Source organism: Acinetobacter sp. EKM10A, from assembly GCF_011075215.1.
Lineage (GTDB): Bacteria > Pseudomonadota > Gammaproteobacteria > Pseudomonadales > Moraxellaceae > Acinetobacter > Acinetobacter baumannii.
The window spans coordinates 57653-75442 of sequence record NZ_JAALLK010000007.1 but is presented as its reverse complement, the minus strand read 5'-3'; the positions used below and the strand labels follow the sequence as shown (position 1 = coordinate 75442).

Annotated in this window: 13 protein-coding genes; 9 read left to right on the top strand and 4 right to left on the bottom strand. The window is 40.2% G+C overall.

Annotated features, from left to right (window positions below; translation table 11 throughout):
* The 3 genes from G9371_RS10975 (at window position 1) to G9371_RS10965 (ending at window position 4285) form a co-directional block, all read left to right on the top strand.
* Window positions 1-726 carry a DUF6160 family protein gene (locus tag G9371_RS10975; RefSeq protein ID WP_000724344.1) on the top strand — a complete coding sequence of 242 codons (726 nt, stop codon included), beginning with the start codon at window positions 1-3 and terminating at the stop codon, window positions 724-726.
* A 32-nt stretch (window positions 727-758) separates the two neighbouring features.
* Window positions 759-3170: a DUF6160 family protein gene (locus G9371_RS10970; protein WP_029423887.1), complete on the top strand. Its 2412-nt coding sequence runs from the start codon at window positions 759-761 to the stop codon at window positions 3168-3170.
* A 161-nt stretch (window positions 3171-3331) separates the two neighbouring features.
* Window positions 3332-4285, top strand: a complete 954-nt coding sequence (locus tag G9371_RS10965) for a DUF6160 family protein (protein WP_165471270.1) — start codon at window positions 3332-3334, stop codon at window positions 4283-4285.
* A 79-nt stretch (window positions 4286-4364) separates the two neighbouring features.
* Here G9371_RS10965 and G9371_RS10960 read toward each other — a convergent pair whose 3' ends face one another.
* Together G9371_RS10960 and G9371_RS10955 are read right to left on the bottom strand one after the other, a co-directional pair.
* A complete protein-coding gene (locus G9371_RS10960; protein WP_001984199.1) occupies window positions 4365-5309 on the bottom strand; it encodes a tRNA dihydrouridine synthase in 945 nt (314 codons plus the stop codon).
* Between the two features lie 84 nt (window positions 5310-5393).
* Entirely contained in the window at window positions 5394-6203 is an 810-nt protein-coding gene (locus tag G9371_RS10955) for an inner membrane protein YpjD (protein ID WP_000624642.1), read from the bottom strand.
* A gap of 140 nt (window positions 6204-6343) precedes the next feature.
* Between G9371_RS10955 and ffh the strand changes: the two genes are divergently transcribed.
* Entirely contained in the window at window positions 6344-7753 is a 1410-nt protein-coding gene (gene ffh / locus G9371_RS10950; protein ID WP_000460625.1) for a signal recognition particle protein, read from the top strand.
* Window positions 7754-7802: 49 nt separating this feature from the next.
* On the opposite strand, the gene G9371_RS10945 is transcribed toward ffh, so the two are convergent.
* Complete coding sequence (locus G9371_RS10945) at window positions 7803-8537, bottom strand: pantothenate kinase (protein WP_000839416.1); 735 nt, start codon at window positions 8535-8537, stop codon at window positions 7803-7805.
* Window positions 8538-8552: 15 nt separating this feature from the next.
* Complete coding sequence (locus G9371_RS10940; protein WP_000362831.1) at window positions 8553-9305, bottom strand: biotin--[acetyl-CoA-carboxylase] ligase; 753 nt, start codon at window positions 9303-9305, stop codon at window positions 8553-8555.
* A gap of 30 nt (window positions 9306-9335) precedes the next feature.
* Here G9371_RS10940 and G9371_RS10935 point away from each other — a divergent pair, with 30 nt between their 5' ends.
* From G9371_RS10935 to ligA, 5 genes are all read left to right on the top strand, one after another.
* Complete coding sequence (locus G9371_RS10935; protein WP_000420176.1) at window positions 9336-10139, top strand: sulfite exporter TauE/SafE family protein; 804 nt, start codon at window positions 9336-9338, stop codon at window positions 10137-10139.
* A gap of 249 nt (window positions 10140-10388) precedes the next feature.
* Window positions 10389-11084: a GntR family transcriptional regulator gene (locus G9371_RS10930; RefSeq protein ID WP_001047228.1), complete on the top strand. Its 696-nt coding sequence runs from the start codon at window positions 10389-10391 to the stop codon at window positions 11082-11084.
* 10 nt (window positions 11085-11094) lie between these two features.
* A complete protein-coding gene (gene smc / locus G9371_RS10925; RefSeq protein WP_029423886.1) occupies window positions 11095-14544 on the top strand; it encodes a chromosome segregation protein SMC in 3450 nt (1149 codons plus the stop codon).
* Between the two features lies 1 nt (window position 14545).
* Window positions 14546-15583, top strand: coding sequence for a cell division protein ZipA C-terminal FtsZ-binding domain-containing protein (locus G9371_RS10920; protein ID WP_000405211.1), 1038 nt, complete (start codon window positions 14546-14548; stop codon window positions 15581-15583).
* Between the two features lie 94 nt (window positions 15584-15677).
* Window positions 15678-17714, top strand: a complete 2037-nt coding sequence (gene ligA, locus G9371_RS10915; RefSeq protein WP_001018840.1) for an NAD-dependent DNA ligase LigA — start codon at window positions 15678-15680, stop codon at window positions 17712-17714.
* The last annotated feature ends 76 nt before the right edge of the window (window positions 17715-17790 follow it).

Here is a 17790-nt window from a genome sequence, read left to right as displayed (position 1 = left end):
ATGAAAAAAATAACTGCTTTACTCTTTGCTCTTTGTGCAACTGTGACTCATGCAGAGTTACAGACCTTGGATAATGATGCATTACAGGCAATCAATGGCCAAGCAGGTGCTGATTTATCACTCATGCTTAATTTAAACCAAACCAGTAACGGTATATTTGATAATGGCAGTGGTGGAGTTTGTGAAAACGTAGAGTTCTGTCACATTGGTTTAGCAATTAACAAACGTTTTGTGCAAGCAGACACGACTAAGCCAAGTGGTTGGGCTGAAAATAGTGATAGCGGTAATAAACTTTGGTTAGTATTTAAAGGCGTACAAGGCACTTTAAATATTCAAAAAATGGGTTTAGATGGTGCTGATTTAAAGTATCTTGATAAAAGTAATACTGAAATTATAAAACCGGCTATTCAACTTAGTTTTAGTGCAGCACAGCCAATTTTAATTCGTAATTTTGGTTTTAATGCTTTGTCAATTGAGCAAGATAACTTTACGAGCTCAACAACAACGCAAGGCTCGAGTGCAAATATGTATGATTATGCATATTTCAAAAAACCAACCTATGCAGCGACTGCTAATAGTGCGAACCAGCAAGTAGCTACTGCGACCCCATCGGCCTATGACTATGGTCGTGAAACAGGTTTTATGGGCTTAATGATGAACGGTAACATGGCAATTCAAGGAAAAGTCATGGTCTTTAGCTGTGATGGTAGCCATCCACGTTGTTAAAGGTTAATGTAGATTTCAAAGGAACTGAAGTGATGAACAAAAATAAAGAAAGTCACGGCTCAAAGTTTATTTTAAATACATTAACAGCCAGTATGTTGTTAGTGAGCGGACAGGTTTTTGCTTTAGAAGCGTTAACAGACGCTGATTTGAGTGCCGTGAATGGCCAAGATGGTATATCGATCCAGACGACTTATAATGAAATTAATATAGACAATGCCTATTGGGACGATCATGCAGGAACTTCAAATAGTGCAGATCAGGTTTTGAGAGCCCAAGCTGGTGGAATAAAAGTACAAAAGAGTAATGCTTCCACACAAACATTAGGAACAAACTACCGTTTGGATGTGGGCAGTAATCCAACGACAGGAAAAACTGGTCTAGATTTCTCCTTACAGAGTAATCCTTCTCTTATTACTGTGAATAGTTTTAAGGTCTGTAATAGTTCGTCAATTTGCTCACCTACAATGGGACAACTGGCTATTCAGACTTCTTCACCTTTGAGTTTGGCCCTTACTACACAAGATGGCTTATTTAATGCAAATAGCCAGTCAAGCATGAGACTTGGCCTAAATAATGCGAATATTTATTTAGGACAAGTAGATGCACGTACGCAACTTAACCAATTAATTTTAAAAAACTTTAATTTTAATTTTGTTGGTAAAGGCGCTATGTTAATTGACCCTAACCGAGGTCTGGTTTTACAAACCAATACGGGGTCTAATACTGCTGCGGTTGGGCAAACTCCAAATAGTACCTATGGCTATGTCGATTTTAATCGTGTCGCCGATTCTGCTTCTGGTTTAACTGCTGGTACATATGTAGACAGTAGTGGGAAAGTAACCAATTCAGGTCTAAATATTGAGGTAATGCTTAGCTCAAATGTTGATAAGTCAAATCCTTATGCCCTAGACACGACAAATAGCCCACAGAATTCTAAAGGCTTGATTCGTTTAGGTGCTAGCGGCCGTATGGTCAATAGTTACTTACAAGTCCGTGGTATGGATGGCTCTTCAGATAAAACAACATTAGGTACTGCCAATACGGCTTCAGGTACGGGATCAAGTAATAGTATTTTAGGTAACTCTGGAATTGCCTTTCGTATGAAAGGGGAGTTCACTAAAGATAATGATTCGATGTTAGGTTCAGATGGCAAAGCAACTACCTTGGAAATTGGTGGTGCAGGTCTGAATGCTTATGGTTTTGAATTCGGTAATTTAACGGGGCTGAACTCGGCTACACGCGGTTATTTTGACAGCGGAAATATTTATCTAAATCTTGCTGATACAAAAACTTTATTAATGCCAAATAACGCAACGTTAAATGCAATTCGTTTAGGATCCGGCACTTTAACCACTGCTGCCGATTATCAGCATAATATTCATCGTGATACGGTGACTAATCCATTTAGCTTAATTCTTGCCATGCGTGGAGCAGAGTTCCAGGCATTCTCAAGACGAGGTCGTTTTACCACCAGTGCAAATGTCGTTGCTGCTAATCAATTTGCAGATAATGGTTTAAATAACCAGTGGGGTTTGGCATTACCTTTTTATAATTTAAATGCGAATGCCGCTGTCTATGGTGTAGATGCGCCTGCAAATAGTGCTTATTACTATACAAAAGATGCCAACGGTAAACCGATTCAAAATTTAGTTGCAACATCTGGTACAACTTCACGTTTAGGTTTTGGTATAGCTGTCGGAACGACAGGTCGAGATGCAGGCGGTACTAAAACAACTTCAATTTTATTAATTGATGGTTCTCCAAATGCTAATAATGCGGGCAACCCTACCGATTATTATATGGGGTTACGTAATATTGATATGTTCCTCAAAGGCAATGGCACTATTGGTTTAGAAAATGGCAGTTTAAATATCGGTTTAAAAGATATGTTACTTGCTTTATCAACCGAAATTGCAGCAGGTTATTTACCAGGAGCTAAATATAAAACTTGTCCGGCAACCGGGTCTTGTACTTCGCCAATCGATAACTTTGCCAAAAATAATGATGTCTTATTTGGTTTAAAACTACGTTTAGGCGGCGATCTTAATTTATCGATAGTGCCGAATAGTTCAATTGCAGATGGTAGTGCTTTAACTGTACTAGGTGATTTTACAATGCCTGCGACAGCAACTGGTAATACTGTACAAATTAGCGACCCGATTGATGGTTCTGCAATTGGTTTTGACAATATTACTGGAAAGCTAGCGTTTAATACCGCTTTAGTTGTGGGCAAAGATACCGCAAGTGGTTTAGGTAAAGTTGGTGTAAATACCGCGGTTTATTTTAATCCTGATAAGAGTATTGACGGCGCATTACGTGTGAAAGATATTAATTTCTATCCACCTTCAACAGGTGCAGGAGCACGTTTAGGTGAGCTTGCAATTACGGGTGGACGTCTAAATAGCAGCTTTAGCATTGTGCCTAGAAATGGCGCCTTTAACTAATCAATAAAAGTGACGTTTAACGTCACTTTTTTATATAAATTTTAGTTTAGTGTGATTGGATTTGCATTCGTCGGGTTATAGAGATAATTGCTTTGTACTTGAATATTATTCTGATAGTCTGAACAAATAATAAACGTTTGTCTCTTAAGGATTAGAGCGACATGAAAAATAAAAATATAGGGTGCTGGCTGTTACTTGCCGGTAGTTCAAGTGTTTGCGCGATGCAACCTTTGGATGATCAAAGTCTTGCGGCTGCGACGGGTCAAAATGGTTTAACCCTAGGTATTCAGGCCGATCAAGTTAAATTTAATCAAGTTGCCTTGATTGATACGAATGGTATTGCATCTAAGTCTTACAACAGTAAAGCAGGTCTTGTCATTGCAGGAAACTCTACTAATCCGGTTCCTGGCATAGAGTTTATTAAAGCTGCTGTATCTACAAATCCTTCTTTTAATATTGCAATTGATACCGATGCTGGTGGTGGAAATCCTTTTTTAAATTTAGCTGTCACGATGGGGAGTGATGTAAATGGTATTCGGCTTTTACCATTTTCAGTTTATTTAGCTCCAAGTGCATCTTTATCTAGTCCATCCGATTACGCACTAACGAGCTATGCACCAAAATCAATTTTTAGTTCGGGCACAACAGTGAATACGGGTGTAAAAGAGCTGATTCGCTCTACTGGTAATCTTGATATTAACTTTGTACAAACCAATAAGCCCCGTTTAAATATTCAATTGGGACATGCTGCCCAGTCGGTTATGGTTAAATTCGGAGGAGCTATTCAATCGATTTGTTCTGCTGCATCTGGCTGCCCGATTACTTTAGTTTCCGATAACACAGGTGCTACATTTGGGTTTAAATTTGCAGGTACGAATGCGTCAACGGGTTTTGTTCTTGATGGATTTTATGCTGGAGTTGATCCGACAGGACTTACCATTGGAAATATAGGTGTATCTAGTAAATTTGATGCATCACTTAACAATGTGACTTTAGGAAATTTAGGTACACAAAGTACAACAACATTTAATAATTTACCCAATGGGTCTATGGGGAGTTTTGGAGTTACGGGTGCTTCGGTGACCGACTTTAAAATGAAAGTAAGTGGCTTTTAAAAAATAATTAATAATTACTTAACCTGAAATACCAAAAGAGGGCGGTTGTTTAAACAATCGCTCTCTTTTGTTTGAGTGATTAAATACGAGAAGAACTGGTTTGCTCTAGCTGCTGAACAATTTCATCTAAAGCTTTAATGCGTTTCACTTGGTCCCATAATTCTTTCGCTTGAGGATAGGCTTTGGTCATCATACCTAACCACTGCTTATAACGGCCAACCATCCCAATTTCTGTTTTTGCTTGACCATTTAAAAAACGTATTTGTAAGTCAACCAGTTGTTCCCAAGTAAACAGTGCTTCATCCATATTTTGGCGAATACATTGTGTTAAATCTGGAGTAGTCACTGCACCACGGCCAATCATTAAATCTTCACAGCCAGATTGTTGCTGGCAAGCTCTAGCATCAGCATTGGTCCAGATTTCGCCGTTAGCAATCACATTAATTTTTAAAGCTTCTTTAATAGGCAGAATTTTTTCCCAATAAGCTGGTGGCGTATAACCATCTGCTTTAGTACGAGCATGTACAGTTAACCAGCTTGCACCCGCATCTTCAACAGCATGGGCGTTTTCCATGGTGTGGTTTTCATCTAGATAACCTAAACGCATTTTTGCTGAAACAGGGATGTGCGCAGGTACTGCATCACGGACTGCTTTAATCAGCATATGTACTACGTCTGGTTCATCAAGAAGTACCGAACCACCTCGATGTCGATTAACGGTTTTTGCAGGACAACCAAAATTAAGGTCAATTGCAGGAGCACCCAGCTCAACGACTTTTGCCGCATTTGCTGCAAGCATCTCTGGATTATTGCCTAAGAACTGAACGTGTACAGGTGTTCCAGCAGCTGTTTTACCATCATTTTTAAGTTCAGGACAAAAACTATAGTAAATATGGTCTGGCAAAATACTGTCTGTAACGCGAATAAACTCGGTTACACACCAGTCGAAGTGACCAACAGATGTGAGTGTATCCCGCATGATCGGGTCAGTTAAACCTTCCATTGGAGCGAGTATGAGTTTCACAGTCTGAGTCACCTGAGCAAAACAAAAACAGCGTTATACGGGATATGTATAACGCTGTCTAGTAGTGCTGAAATTTTAATTGTTTTATCGGCCCAATATCATCTCAAGCACAAATTTACTGCCAATAAAACCGATCGCTAATAATGCAAAACCAATTAAGGTAAAACGAATCGCTTTTTGTCCGCGCCAGCCAAGTTTATAGTGGCCAATCAATAAAGAGCCATAAATAAACCATGAAATAATACTAAATACGGTTTTATGAGCGAGATGCTGGGCAAAGAAGCTATCAACTGTTAAGAAACCAAACGCGAGAGCAATGGTTAATAAAATAAAACCAGTAATGATGAGGTCAAATAATAAAGACTCCATGGCCTGAATGGATGGAAGTAAATTGACCCAAATACGTTTTTTTTGTTTCTTTTTGAGTTCACGGTTTTGGAACCATATCAAGATCGCATGTATGGTTGCCATCAGTAAAACAGCATAAGCAGAAAGTGAAAGAATAATATGAGTATCTAAACCTAATGAATGCTGTTCAATAAACTGATCGGGACGGCTAAATGCAAAACCTAAAATAAGACCAATCGCCGCTACAGGAATGCCGAGCAAGTTTAACGGTACAATCGGGCGGAAAGTACTAAAAACTAAGCTTAACAACAGCATAAGTCCTGATGTAAAAGACACCAGATTAAAAACATCGTAGTTAATTCCTGATGGCGTCAGCATGGCATGACATAAAACTGTGCCATGTAACAGCAGTGCTAAGGTCGTAACAAAAGCAAATAACCATGGGTTTGGTTCACGTTTTGACATTAAACGTATGAACAGATACCAGAAAGAAGTGGTATATGCGATGAGTGCCAAAATTGTGTAAACCAAGGGGAGGCTAATCATGTCAAACCTTTTTCAGGATTAATTCATCTAGATAAGATATAAATTCGCTGCGAACTAAAGTATCCTATAGCATTCTATGCATAAATTTTCTATTTCGAGAAAGATTTTTTTGCAACTAGCCATTTTAAGCGGATTTTGCAATGTTTGATACCTTAACAGAACGACTCACGCAGAGTTTAAGAAATGTTACTGGCTCAGGGCAGCTGACCGAAGACAATATTAAAGATACCTTACGTGAAGTACGTATGGCTCTTCTTGAAGCCGATGTCGCGTTACCTGTAACTCGTGAATTTATCGCGAAAGTTAAGGAAGAGGCATTGGGCCAAGAAGTGATGACTCAGTTATCTCCAGGCCAGGCATTTGTAAAAATTGTCTATGATGAACTCACCAAGATGATGGGTGAGGCTAATGAAACACTGGATTTAAGTGCTAAGCCTCCAGTTGTGGTATTACTTGCTGGTTTACAAGGTGCAGGTAAAACAACTACAGCAGCCAAGCTGGCACGTTTCTTAAAAGAACGTCAAAAGAAAAAAGTAATGACCGTTTCTGCCGACGTTTATCGTCCGGCAGCGATTAAACAGTTAGAAACTGTGTCAGCAGAAGTTGGTGCAGGCTTTATTCCATCAGATCCTTCTGAAAAACCAATTGATATTGTTAACCGTGCAATTGAACAGGCAAAAATCCAGTTTGCTGATGTGTTGATTGTCGATACAGCGGGTCGTTTACATGTCGATGAAGACATGATGGACGAAATTAAAGAGTTACATGCAGCAGTTAAGCCGACTGAGACCTTGTTTGTGGTTGATGCCATGACAGGTCAGGATGCTGCAAATACTGCTAAAGCATTTAACGATGCTTTAGCGCTTACAGGTGTGATTCTTACTAAAACTGATGGTGATGCGCGTGGTGGTGCGGCACTTTCTGTGCGTGCTATTACCGGTAAGCCAATTAAGTTCTTAGGTATGGGCGAAAAGCTTGATGCTTTAGAACCATTCCATCCGGACCGTGTTGCTCAACGTATTTTAGGTATGGGTGACGTACTTTCTTTAGTCGAAGAAGTTGAACGTAAAATCGACAAAGAAAAAGCCGAGAAAATGGCGAAAAAATTGCAAAAAGGTGGCAGCTTCAACTTTGAAGATATGCTGATGCAATTTGAGCAAATGAAGAAGATGGGCGGCATGATGGGCTTCTTAGACAAGTTGCCAGGCATGAGCAGTGCAGGAATTCAGCAAGCAATTGAGCAGGCAAATCCTGAAAAGCAGGTCAAGAAAATGGAAGCTATTATCCAGTCAATGACCATCAAGGAACGCCGTAATCCAGACCTGATGAACCCAAGCCGTAAAAAACGTATTGCAGCTGGGTGTGGTATGGATGTAGCTGAAGTGAATAAACTCATTAAGCAACAAGCACAAATGGCTAAAATGATGAAGAAGTTTGCGAATCCATCTGGTATGAGCAAAATGATGCGCTCATTAGGCAATATGCAAAAACAATTTGGCGGTGGTGGCGGTATGGGACCGCTGTTTGGTAACAACGACCAAAAGAAATAAAACCATAAAATAAAAGGCGCCTAGAGCGCCTTTTATTTTGGTCTGTATTCTAGTCTTTAGGATAATGGGCAATATATTGTTGTAACCCTTTAAGCAAAAGATCTGTTTCAACAGTAGGTTGGTACTTCTGTAGAAATTTTGCAAAAAGAGGAGCATCGCCACCTGTGAGGAGTAGTTTTTTAGGTGATTGTTGCATAATGCTTTCAATCGTACTAATGAGGCCCAGTAAAATACCATGATGTACTGCATCTACGGTGTTATTGCCCGGATTTAGATTATCAAAAGCCGAATCGGGAATTTTAATACCTTTGGTATTTTGAATCAGCGCATCACGCTGTAAATAAAGGTTTGGCAGAATATAACCGCCTAAATGCTGTTTGCCTTTGGTTAAATCAATCGTAAGCGCTGTTCCGCAACCAATAATGCAATAGTTTTCTTTTTCCTCAGCAACAGCAAGTACCTGTAGCCAGCGGTCAATCCCGAGCTGACTTGGAACTTCATAGCCACATTGTAAACCTGCATATTCAGCATGCACTTTGGCAAAAACAACAGGAATTTCTAGCCATTTTAGAATTTGCTGAATACGCTGATTATTTTCGGTATCGAGAACCGAAGAAATCCCAATACGATGCAAGCCTTGATGTTTAAAGTGTTGGATTAATCCCAGTAATAAATCGGCAGGAGACTGTAAATGTAACTCAGCTGCATGTTCAATAATTTGCTGATTTTCAGTAATCCAGTATTTTAAACGGGTGTTTCCGATATCAAGCCATAAACTTTTCATGGGAAAAATACCTGATTACTGAGTGGTTTGTGGTCTTAGACGACCTTGATAAAACTGCTGTGGTTCAGGAGTTTCAAGAATCACCGCACCTTCATTAGAGATACCAACGAAACGGCCATGTACCAGTCCTTGGCTATGCTCAAACTGAACTAACTGATTAAGCCATGCAGCATGGTGGTTAAAACGTCCTGCAAGGTTATAACAACCATGATCAAACCAGCGGGCTGCATTTTGAATTGCAACATAAAGCTCTGAAATTAACTCAAGACGACTCATTTGCTCTAGGCCTAAATCTTCTAGAGACGTGATCGATTGATCACTATCAGTGACTGGTGGTGTTTTTAAATTAATACCTACACCCACAATCGCCTGATGTTGGGAAAGAGGTTCAACCAAAATTCCGCCCCATTTTCCTTGTGTACTATACAAATCATTTGGCCATTTCACTTGTAGGCTCAAAGGTTGTAGCTGTGGAATTTGCAAAATATTCAACGCAACTTCAAGTGCTAAGCGACCATCTAAGGGTGTTCGAGTTTGCACCAATGTGCTTAAATAAATGTTTCCTTCAGGTGAAATCCATTGCCGTTGATGTTGACCTCGCCCTTGAGTTTGTTGAGCACTGCAAACCAAGCCTGTTGTAATGCCTTTTTGGGCAATTTCACGAATATCATCATTGGTCGAAGTTGTGGTTGCTTTTAATAAAACCACTTCTGGAAGCTGGTTTTTTGCGCTTAAAAGTTGTTGTAGTTGGCGAGTCTCTAAATCCATGTTGAATATGAGCAGAGTGGTAAAACATTTATGGAGTTAATCATATATTTACTCATTGGCGCAATTGCTGGTTTTACTGCCGGACTGTTTGGAGTTGGTGGTGGACTAATTATTGTACCAATTCTCTATGTCGTTTTTACCCAGTTGCACTATGATCCCGCGGTAATCATGCATATTGCAGTCGGAACCTCCCTAGCAACCATTATTGTGACTTCCTTTAGTTCAGTTTCGGCTCATCATAAAAAAGGTGCAGTCCTCTGGCCTGTTTTTCGTAATTTAGCACCGGGACTAGTGATTGGTTCCTTTTTAGGTGCAGGTATTGCCGATCTTTTGTCTGGACAGCATTTACAGCTTCTTATTGGTGTCTTTGCTGTTGTGATGGCTTATCGGATGTTCAAAGGAGCCCATGTTGTGGTTGACCCAACACGTCAGCTTCCTTCAACCCCTATGCAATTTATGGCAGGTGGTGGCATTGGTATTGCCTCTGCAATTTTTGGTATTGGTGGTGGGAGCTTAACCGTTCCATATTTAAACCGTCATGGCGTAGTCATGCAAAAAGCAGTTGCGACCTCTGCTGCTTGTGGTTTACCTATTGCTATTGCAGGTGCAATTGGTTTTATGTGGTTTGGTGCTAAAGAGCACATTTCTGTACCTAATACGATTGGATATATCCATATCTACGCTTTTATTGGTATTAGTGTCATGAGTTTTGTCACTGCTAAACTTGGGGCTAAGGTTGCCCACGCATTGTCACCACAAATGCTAAAAAAATGCTTTGCTTGCTTGTTAGTCGTGGTCGGCAGTTACTTTATTTATAAAGGTTTTATGAATTAAAAACGTTTTATTAAAAATATATAGAAAAGAAAGCTTAGACTCTCACGGTTTAAGCTTTTTTTATTTGAAGACTTGAAAAGATTAACGGTGAGTTTTTCATCCGATTTCTGTATGGATTTTGGGTGGGTTGGCTTAAAATGCAATAAAATTGTCAGACAATGACATAGTTTTTAATGGATGAGATCAGTTAAAAACAAGGATGCGAAAGAAAAGCATGGATTAATGCATATAAAAAGTAGCGGGTGATTTATGAATCTCGAAGAGACAGAAAGTCTTTCTGAGCAAATTGTCAAATATATTAGCGAACAGATTATTAGTGGCGAATTGGTTGAAGGCGAACGTATACAAGAGCTTCGTATCGCTAAAGAGCTTGACGTAAGTAGGGGGTCAGTTCGTGAGGCGCTATTATTACTCGAGCGTACGCATCTCATTGAAATTTTTCCGCGTCGTGGTGCAATTGTTTCGGAAATGTCGGCACAACAGGTCAAAGCGTTGTTTGATACAAATATGATGTTATTGGGGCATATTGTACAACGCATAAGCGAAACATGGCGTGCCCATGAAGCTGATCAATTACAACTCTTGTTAGAACAGCTTCTTGAGCATGTAAAAGCAGGCGATATTGAAAAATTCTACGATGCTATTTTCCAATATCTTGCTGAACAACAAGATATGGTCGGTAATCCTTATTTAATGAAATTTTATAAAGAATTATTACCATCATTACGTCGTAGTTATTTTTTGACGCTAAATACCTCTAAACGGGAACTACAAGAAGCGTTTGCATTATTTAAACTCGTGACTGATGCAATTTTGATCCGAAAATCACAACAAGCCGCTTTATTTATGGAAGATTTTTGTCGACACTTACGTAACCTTGTGTTGGAATCGCTGACACGAATGAAACAGATTGAATTGGCTTGGGCGAGACGCTCACGCCGCTAGTTAGGGCATTATGCGTTTAAGCAGTTTAAAACTTTCCGGCTTTAAATCTTTTGCAGATAGTACAACTTTAAATTTTAAGGCGAACCGCACAGCAGTGGTTGGTCCAAATGGTTGTGGCAAATCCAATGTTATTGATGCGATCCGCTGGGTGATGGGGGAGTCAAACGCTCGTCAGCTGCGTGGTGGTAGCATGCAAGATGTTATTTTTACCGGAACATCCAAGCGTAAGCCAGTTGGTGTTGCCAGTGTAGAACTGCGTTTTGACAATACCTATGGCAAATTAGGTGGAGCTTATAATGCTTATAATGAGCTCGCAGTTCGTCGTCAGGTAACTCGCGAAGGTAAATCTGAGTATTTCTTAAATGGTACACGTTGTCGCCGCCGTGATATTACTGACATTTTCTTGGGAACAGGGTTAGGGCCACGCTCTTACGCAGTCATTGAACAAGGCATGATCAACCGCTTGGTTGATGCCAAGCCTGAAGAAATGCGTATTTTCATTGAAGAAGCGGCAGGTGTTTCACGCTATCAAGCGCGTCGACGCGAAACCTTGCAACATCTTGAACATACGGAGCAAAACCTTTCACGCTTGGAAGATATTGCGCTTGAGTTAAAATCGCAGCTTAAAACGCTTAAACGCCAGTCAGAAGCAGCAGTTCAATATAAAACATTAGAAAGCCAGATTCGTACACTCAAAATTGAAATTTTGTCTTTTCAGGCAGAGAAAAGTATACGTCTACAAGAAGAATATACCGTTCAAATGAATGAACTGGGGGAAACATTTAAGTTAGTTCGTTCAGAATTAAGTACGATTGAACATGATTTAGAATCTACCAGTGCTTTATTTCAGCGACTTATTCAGCAATCTTCACCACTACAACAAGAATGGCAACAAGCTGAAAAAAAATTATCTGAGCTGAAAATGACTCTGGAACAAAAACAGAGTTTATTTCATCAAAACAGTACAACCCTTGTTCAATTAGAACAACAAAAAGCTCAGACGAAAGAGCGTTTACAGCTTTCTGAATTGCAACTCGAAACACTGAATAGCCAGTTAGAAGAGCAAACCGAAGCTTTAACTGCAATTGAGCATACAGCAGCTGAAGCAGAGCAAAGTTTTGCCGGTTTACAATCACAGCAACGGCAAGCGCAGCAACAATTTGAGCAAGTAAAAGCTCAGGTTGAAAAACAACAACAGCAAAAAATGCAAATGTCTGCTCAAATCGAGCAATTAGGCAAAAATGTTCAGCGCATTGAACAGCAAAAAGAAACGCTGCAACATCAAGCAAACCAGATCCAATCGCAAGTACACGAAGATGAACAAGGCGAGCTTGAGCAATTACAGCAGCAGCTTTGTCGTGAAATTTCAACGTTAGAAGCGGAAATTGAGCAGTATGTGCAGCGTATTGAACAAGCTCAACAAGCGCATCAGACAAATAAAAACCAGCAGCAAACGTTAAAAACAGAAATACAGGTTCTATTATCAGAGCAGAAAAACTTAAGCCAGCTTGTTGCTAAACAAAGTCCAAAGCAAAACCAAGATACGCTACGTTTAATGCAGGCTCTAGAGTTAACAGAGCAGGGCAAACCACACGCACAAATTATTGAAAAGTTTTTAGCAAAATGGTTACAGGCACATATTGTTGAAACTGAACAAGCCTTTCAGGAAGGAATTGCTCGCCAGTTAAAGCCTTCAGAGCAATCAAGCAAATTTAAGGGGAACCTGACTTGCTTGAATGATTGGATTGCATCGCCACAGCTATCAATATTCTCGAATGTAGCGATTGCACAAGATTTATCTCATGCTTTAAATGAACAAAAGCAACTGCAATATGGCCAGTCTATTTTGACTTTAGATGGTTATCATGTCGGGCAAGATTGGGTAATTGCTCTTATGTATGATGACGAAAGTCAAAGTGCGCAAGGTATGCTCAGTCATCGTATTCGTCTAGACGAAATTGAACAAGTTCTTCAAAAGCAGCAACCAGAATTACAAGCATTAGATCAAATTATAGTTCAGCAAAAAGATGAGCTAGGACAGTTACAAGTTGACCTACAGCAAAAACAACAAGTCATTAAACAAAAACAAAAAGACTTGCAACAGCTTGATGTACAAATTGCCAAGCAACAAACCGCAGCACAAGCATTTTTATTGCAAAAACAGCAATTGAAAGATCAACTCGCTCAATTAGATACGCAGCTTGAAGAAGATGCGATGCAAAAAGATGATCTTGAAATTGATTTGCATGCATTGGCAATGAAGCTCGAAACTATTTTACCTGACTATAAAACTTTGCAATTTCAGGTAGAAGAATTAACAGAGCAGCTTGAGGAACAGCAACAAGTCTTACAACAGCAGCAGCAAGAGCGCGAGATTTTACGCCGTAATAGTACGCAGACAACTCAACAAATTGAGCTGCTTGAAAAAGATATTTCGTTCTTGCAGAGCCAATATCAACAAATTACAGCGCAAATGGAACAGGCGAAAAAGTTTGTTGACCCTATTCAGTTAGAGTTGCCAAACCTTGAGTCAGAGTTTCAACAACAGTTTGCTCAAACCGAAAAGCTGCAAAAGACATGGAATGAATGGCAGATTGAGCTTAATAGTGTCCAAGAGAAGCAACAAACGCTTACAGATCAACGCCATCAATACCAACAGCAAGATGAAAAGCTTAGAGAGCAGCTTGAAGCCAAACGTTTAGCATGGCAAGCCGCCAAGTCGGATCGTGAGCACTATCAAGAACAGCTCAAAGAGTTAAATGCCGAGCTTCAAACGGGTTTGAAAATAGATTTAACTGAACACCAGCAAAAACTAGAAAAAGTACAGAAACAGTTTGAAAAAATCGGTGCAGTTAACTTAGCTGCTTCACAAGAGTTTGAAGAAGTTTCTCAGCGTTTTGATGAGTTGAGCCACCAGATTCAAGACTTGGAAAATACGGTAACTCAGTTAAAAGATGCGATGAAGAGCATTGACCAAGAAACCCGTAAGTTGTTTATGTCGACTTTTGATCAGATTAATCAAGAGTTACAAAATCTATTTCCAAAAGTTTTTAATGGTGGTGAAGCCAGTTTAAGTCTTGAGGATGATTGGCAATCTGGGGTTAAGCTCATGGCGAGACCACCGGGTAAGAAAAACAGTTCTCTAGCATTACTTTCCGGTGGAGAAAAAGCGTTAACAGCGTTAGCATTAGTATTTGCTATTTTCAGGTTAAATCCGGCACCGTTTTGTGTACTCGATGAAGTGGACGCTCCACTCGACGATGCGAATGTACAGAGATATTGTAATTTGGTAAAAGAGCTTTCTGAACATGTACAATTCATTTACATTACACATAATAAGCTGGCGATGACCATGGCAACTGACTTGTTGGGTGTAACCATGCCTGAACCGGGTACATCAAAATTAGTCACTGTCAATTTAGAACAGGCAAAAGAATACGGGTTAGTTTCGGAGTCATAGAATGGAAATCAATACGATTATTGGCATCGTTGTTGCCATTATTATCATGCTAATTGGCTTAAGAATGATTTTAAAAAAGCCGAACCATGCTGAACCCTCGCTAGACAGTGATTTGCATATTAATCCTGAAAGTAATCAACCGGTTATCCCTCGTCATGTACGAGATCAACTTGAACAGCCAGAAGTTACTGTTGCGTCAGCAGCCGTTGCTGAACGAGTGGAACCAACTTTAAGCGAGCCAGCCCAGTCAGAAGAAAAGGGAACAAAAGAACTAGAACAGGCTTCACAAGCTCAAACAGTCCAGACACAAGTACCCGTTGAAAATACGCCAGTAGAAGTAGAAGAAGTTAAAGCTGAAGAAAATACTGTTAGCCCAACTGTAAGTGAAAATAGTTCAGTTGAGTTAGTTGATACCGTTTCTGCTGAACCAGAAGTTGTTAGCTCATCAGAACCAAAAGTTGCAGAAGGGCAACCGAAAACTGAGCCGGAATTAAGCTTAAATCCAAATATCGAAACTGCTGAAATTGCTGAGTTTGAAGGTGAAAGCAACATTCTTGATGTACATTTACATGAGCAGCAGCGTTTTGATGACGAAAGTGCGTTAGCAATGGCTGAGCAGATTATCGCATTAAATGTATATCCAAATCCGCGCCGTGCGTTATCGGGTGATAAAGCACTGAAAGTGCTTTTAAAATATGGTCTACGTTACGGTGAAATGTCTTGTTTCCACCGCTATGAAAATACCGATGAGCCAAGTGCACTGATGTTCTCTGTATTGCGTATGACTGATAATGGTCCTGCTGGTTTCGATTTAGAAACTTTATCGACTGAACAAGTTCAAGGCTTAGCATTTTTCCTTGCACTTCCAAACAGCAAAGCTGTTACCGGTTTTGACATGATGACCAGTATTGCAGGCCTTATTGCTCGTGAAATTGATGGTAAGGTTTATGATGAAAATAACCTTGAATTTACGCCACAGTTAAAAGAACATTGGCGCCATCATGTGATTGATTATCGTCCAGCACAGGCAACAGCCTAGTTTAAATTTTTGGTATAGGTTGCGATAATTGCAATATATCTAGTCGCAGCTCAGGGTGGAGAAATTTCCACCCTTTTTTATGGTGAATAAAATAATGGCAATAACTTCCGTGATCGAACAGATGCGTCAGCTTATTCAACTGATTGCAAAGCATAACCATGCCTACTATGTCATGGATCAGCCGACAATCTCGGACAGTGAATATGATCATTTATTTCATCAGTTAAAAGCTTTAGAAGAACAATATCCGGAACTTGTACAAGCCGACTCACCAACAACGAAAGTAGGTGGTCAGGCGCTTTCAAAATTTGAGAGTGTGACGCATGTGGTGCCAATGCTTTCACTTGGTAATGTATTTAACAAAGAAGACTTATTTGCATTTGCACGCCGTGTAGAAGAGCGACTTCCGAACCAGAAAGTACAATATGAAGTTGAGTTAAAACTCGATGGCCTTGCGATTTCACTATGGTATGAAAATGGTGTACTCGTTCGCGGTGTAACCCGTGGGGATGGCGAAACGGGTGAAGATATTACTCAAAATGTTAAAACCATTCGTAACTTACCTAAAGTTCTGCATTCAGAAAAATATGAAATACCTCGTCTACTTGAAGTACGTGGCGAAGTATTGATGCCAAAGTCTGGTTTTGAAAAACTCAATGCTGATCAAGAAGCAAAGGGAGAAAAAACCTTCGCTAACCCTCGAAATGCAGCCGCAGGAAGTTTAAGACAACTTGATCCAAATATTGCTGCTGCTCGACCTTTGGCATTTTATGCGTATGGGATTGCACAGTGTGAACCGAATCATGGCCTGACAACCATGCATGATAGCTTGCAATGGTTAACGGAACTTGGGTTCCAAATTGCTGAGCGTCAGTACTTGTGTAATTCAATTCAAGAAGTACAGCAGCGCTATGAGCAAATTCAACAAGAGCGTCCAAACTTGCAAGTTGAAATTGATGGCATGGTGGTGAAGGTTGATGACCTAAAACAGCAACAGCAGCTTGGTTTCTTAAGTCGTGAACCACGCTGGGCAACTGCTTATAAATTCCCGGCACAAGCTGCATTAACTACAGTTGAGCAGATTGACTGGCAAGTAGGGCGTACAGGGACTTTGACCCCTGTAGCACGCTTAAACCCTGTTTTTGTGGGTGGTGTGACTGTTTCTAACGTAACGTTGCATAATATTGGGGAAATTCATCGTCTGGATGTACGCATTGGCGATACGGTAAGTGTATATCGTACGGGTGACGTGATCCCTAAAGTAGAAAAAGTTTGGCCGGAGTTCCGTCCTGCTGAAGCAGAAGTTGTTCATTTACCAGAGTCCTGCCCAGTATGTGCTTCGCCTGTAGTGATGCCTGAAGGTGAGGCTCTCGCACGTTGTTCAGGCGGTTTATATTGTGCCGCACAGCGTATTGAAGCCATTCGTCACTTTGTATCGCGTAAAGCGATGGATATCGAGGGCTTGGGAGATCGTTGGGTAGAATCTTTATTACGTCTCGATTTACTTAAAGATGTTGCTGATATTTACCATTTGCATGAGCACAGAGAAACTCTGTTGGGCATCGAAAAAATGGGAGAAAAGTCAGTACAGAACTTAATAGATGCGATTGAAGCAAGTAAGAAAACAACTCTAGCACGTTTTATTTATGCATTAGGTATCCGTGGAGTAGGTGAAACAACGGCTAGAATGTTAGCAAATACATTCCAGACGCTTGAGGCTCTTAAAGCTGCGAATGTAGAAGCTTTAAAGAAAACCCCAGACGTAGGGGATATTACAGCAGAGTGGATTGCTGACTTTTTCTTAGCACCGCATAACATTGAAGTACTCGATCGTTTAATTGCCGCAGGAATTCATTGGGATGCGCCAACAGCACCAACGCGTCAGCCTTTAAATGGTGAAAGCTGGGTACTTACAGGTACATTAGAGCAAATGACCCGTGATCAGGCCACTCAAATGCTACAAGCATTAGGTGCACGAGTAAGTGGGAGTGTTTCTAGCAAAACGAAATGTGTAGTTGCTGGTGAGAAGGCGGGTTCAAAATTAGAAAAAGCTGCAAAGTTAGGTATTCCTGTCATGAATGAAACAGATTTCTTATCACTCATGGCAGGCTATGGGCAAACTTTGAGCTAAAAGGTTAGCGAAATAAGAACCATTGATTTTAGTTACAAATTTATAAATTGATGGTTTTTGCCATATTTGAACGCTT

What these genes read in the sequence shown, in the direction of transcription:
- G9371_RS10975 (WP_000724344.1), top strand. Translation starts at nt 1, where the DNA reads ATGAAAAAAATAACTGCTTTACTCTTTGCTCTTTGTGCAACTGTGACT.
- G9371_RS10970 (WP_029423887.1), top strand. Translation starts at nt 759, where the DNA reads ATGAACAAAAATAAAGAAAGTCACGGCTCAAAGTTTATTTTAAATACA.
- G9371_RS10965 (WP_165471270.1), top strand. Translation starts at nt 3,332, where the DNA reads ATGAAAAATAAAAATATAGGGTGCTGGCTGTTACTTGCCGGTAGTTCA.
- G9371_RS10955 (WP_000624642.1), bottom strand. Translation starts at nt 6,203, where the DNA reads ATGATTAGCCTCCCCTTGGTTTACACAATTTTGGCACTCATCGCATAT.
- ffh (WP_000460625.1), top strand. Translation starts at nt 6,344, where the DNA reads ATGTTTGATACCTTAACAGAACGACTCACGCAGAGTTTAAGAAATGTT.
- G9371_RS10945 (WP_000839416.1), bottom strand. Translation starts at nt 8,537, where the DNA reads ATGAAAAGTTTATGGCTTGATATCGGAAACACCCGTTTAAAATACTGG.
- G9371_RS10940 (WP_000362831.1), bottom strand. Translation starts at nt 9,305, where the DNA reads ATGGATTTAGAGACTCGCCAACTACAACAACTTTTAAGCGCAAAAAAC.
- G9371_RS10935 (WP_000420176.1), top strand. Translation starts at nt 9,336, where the DNA reads ATGGAGTTAATCATATATTTACTCATTGGCGCAATTGCTGGTTTTACT.
- G9371_RS10930 (WP_001047228.1), top strand. Translation starts at nt 10,389, where the DNA reads ATGAATCTCGAAGAGACAGAAAGTCTTTCTGAGCAAATTGTCAAATAT.
- smc (WP_029423886.1), top strand. Translation starts at nt 11,095, where the DNA reads ATGCGTTTAAGCAGTTTAAAACTTTCCGGCTTTAAATCTTTTGCAGAT.
- G9371_RS10920 (WP_000405211.1), top strand. Translation starts at nt 14,546, where the DNA reads ATGGAAATCAATACGATTATTGGCATCGTTGTTGCCATTATTATCATG.
- ligA (WP_001018840.1), top strand. Translation starts at nt 15,678, where the DNA reads ATGGCAATAACTTCCGTGATCGAACAGATGCGTCAGCTTATTCAACTG.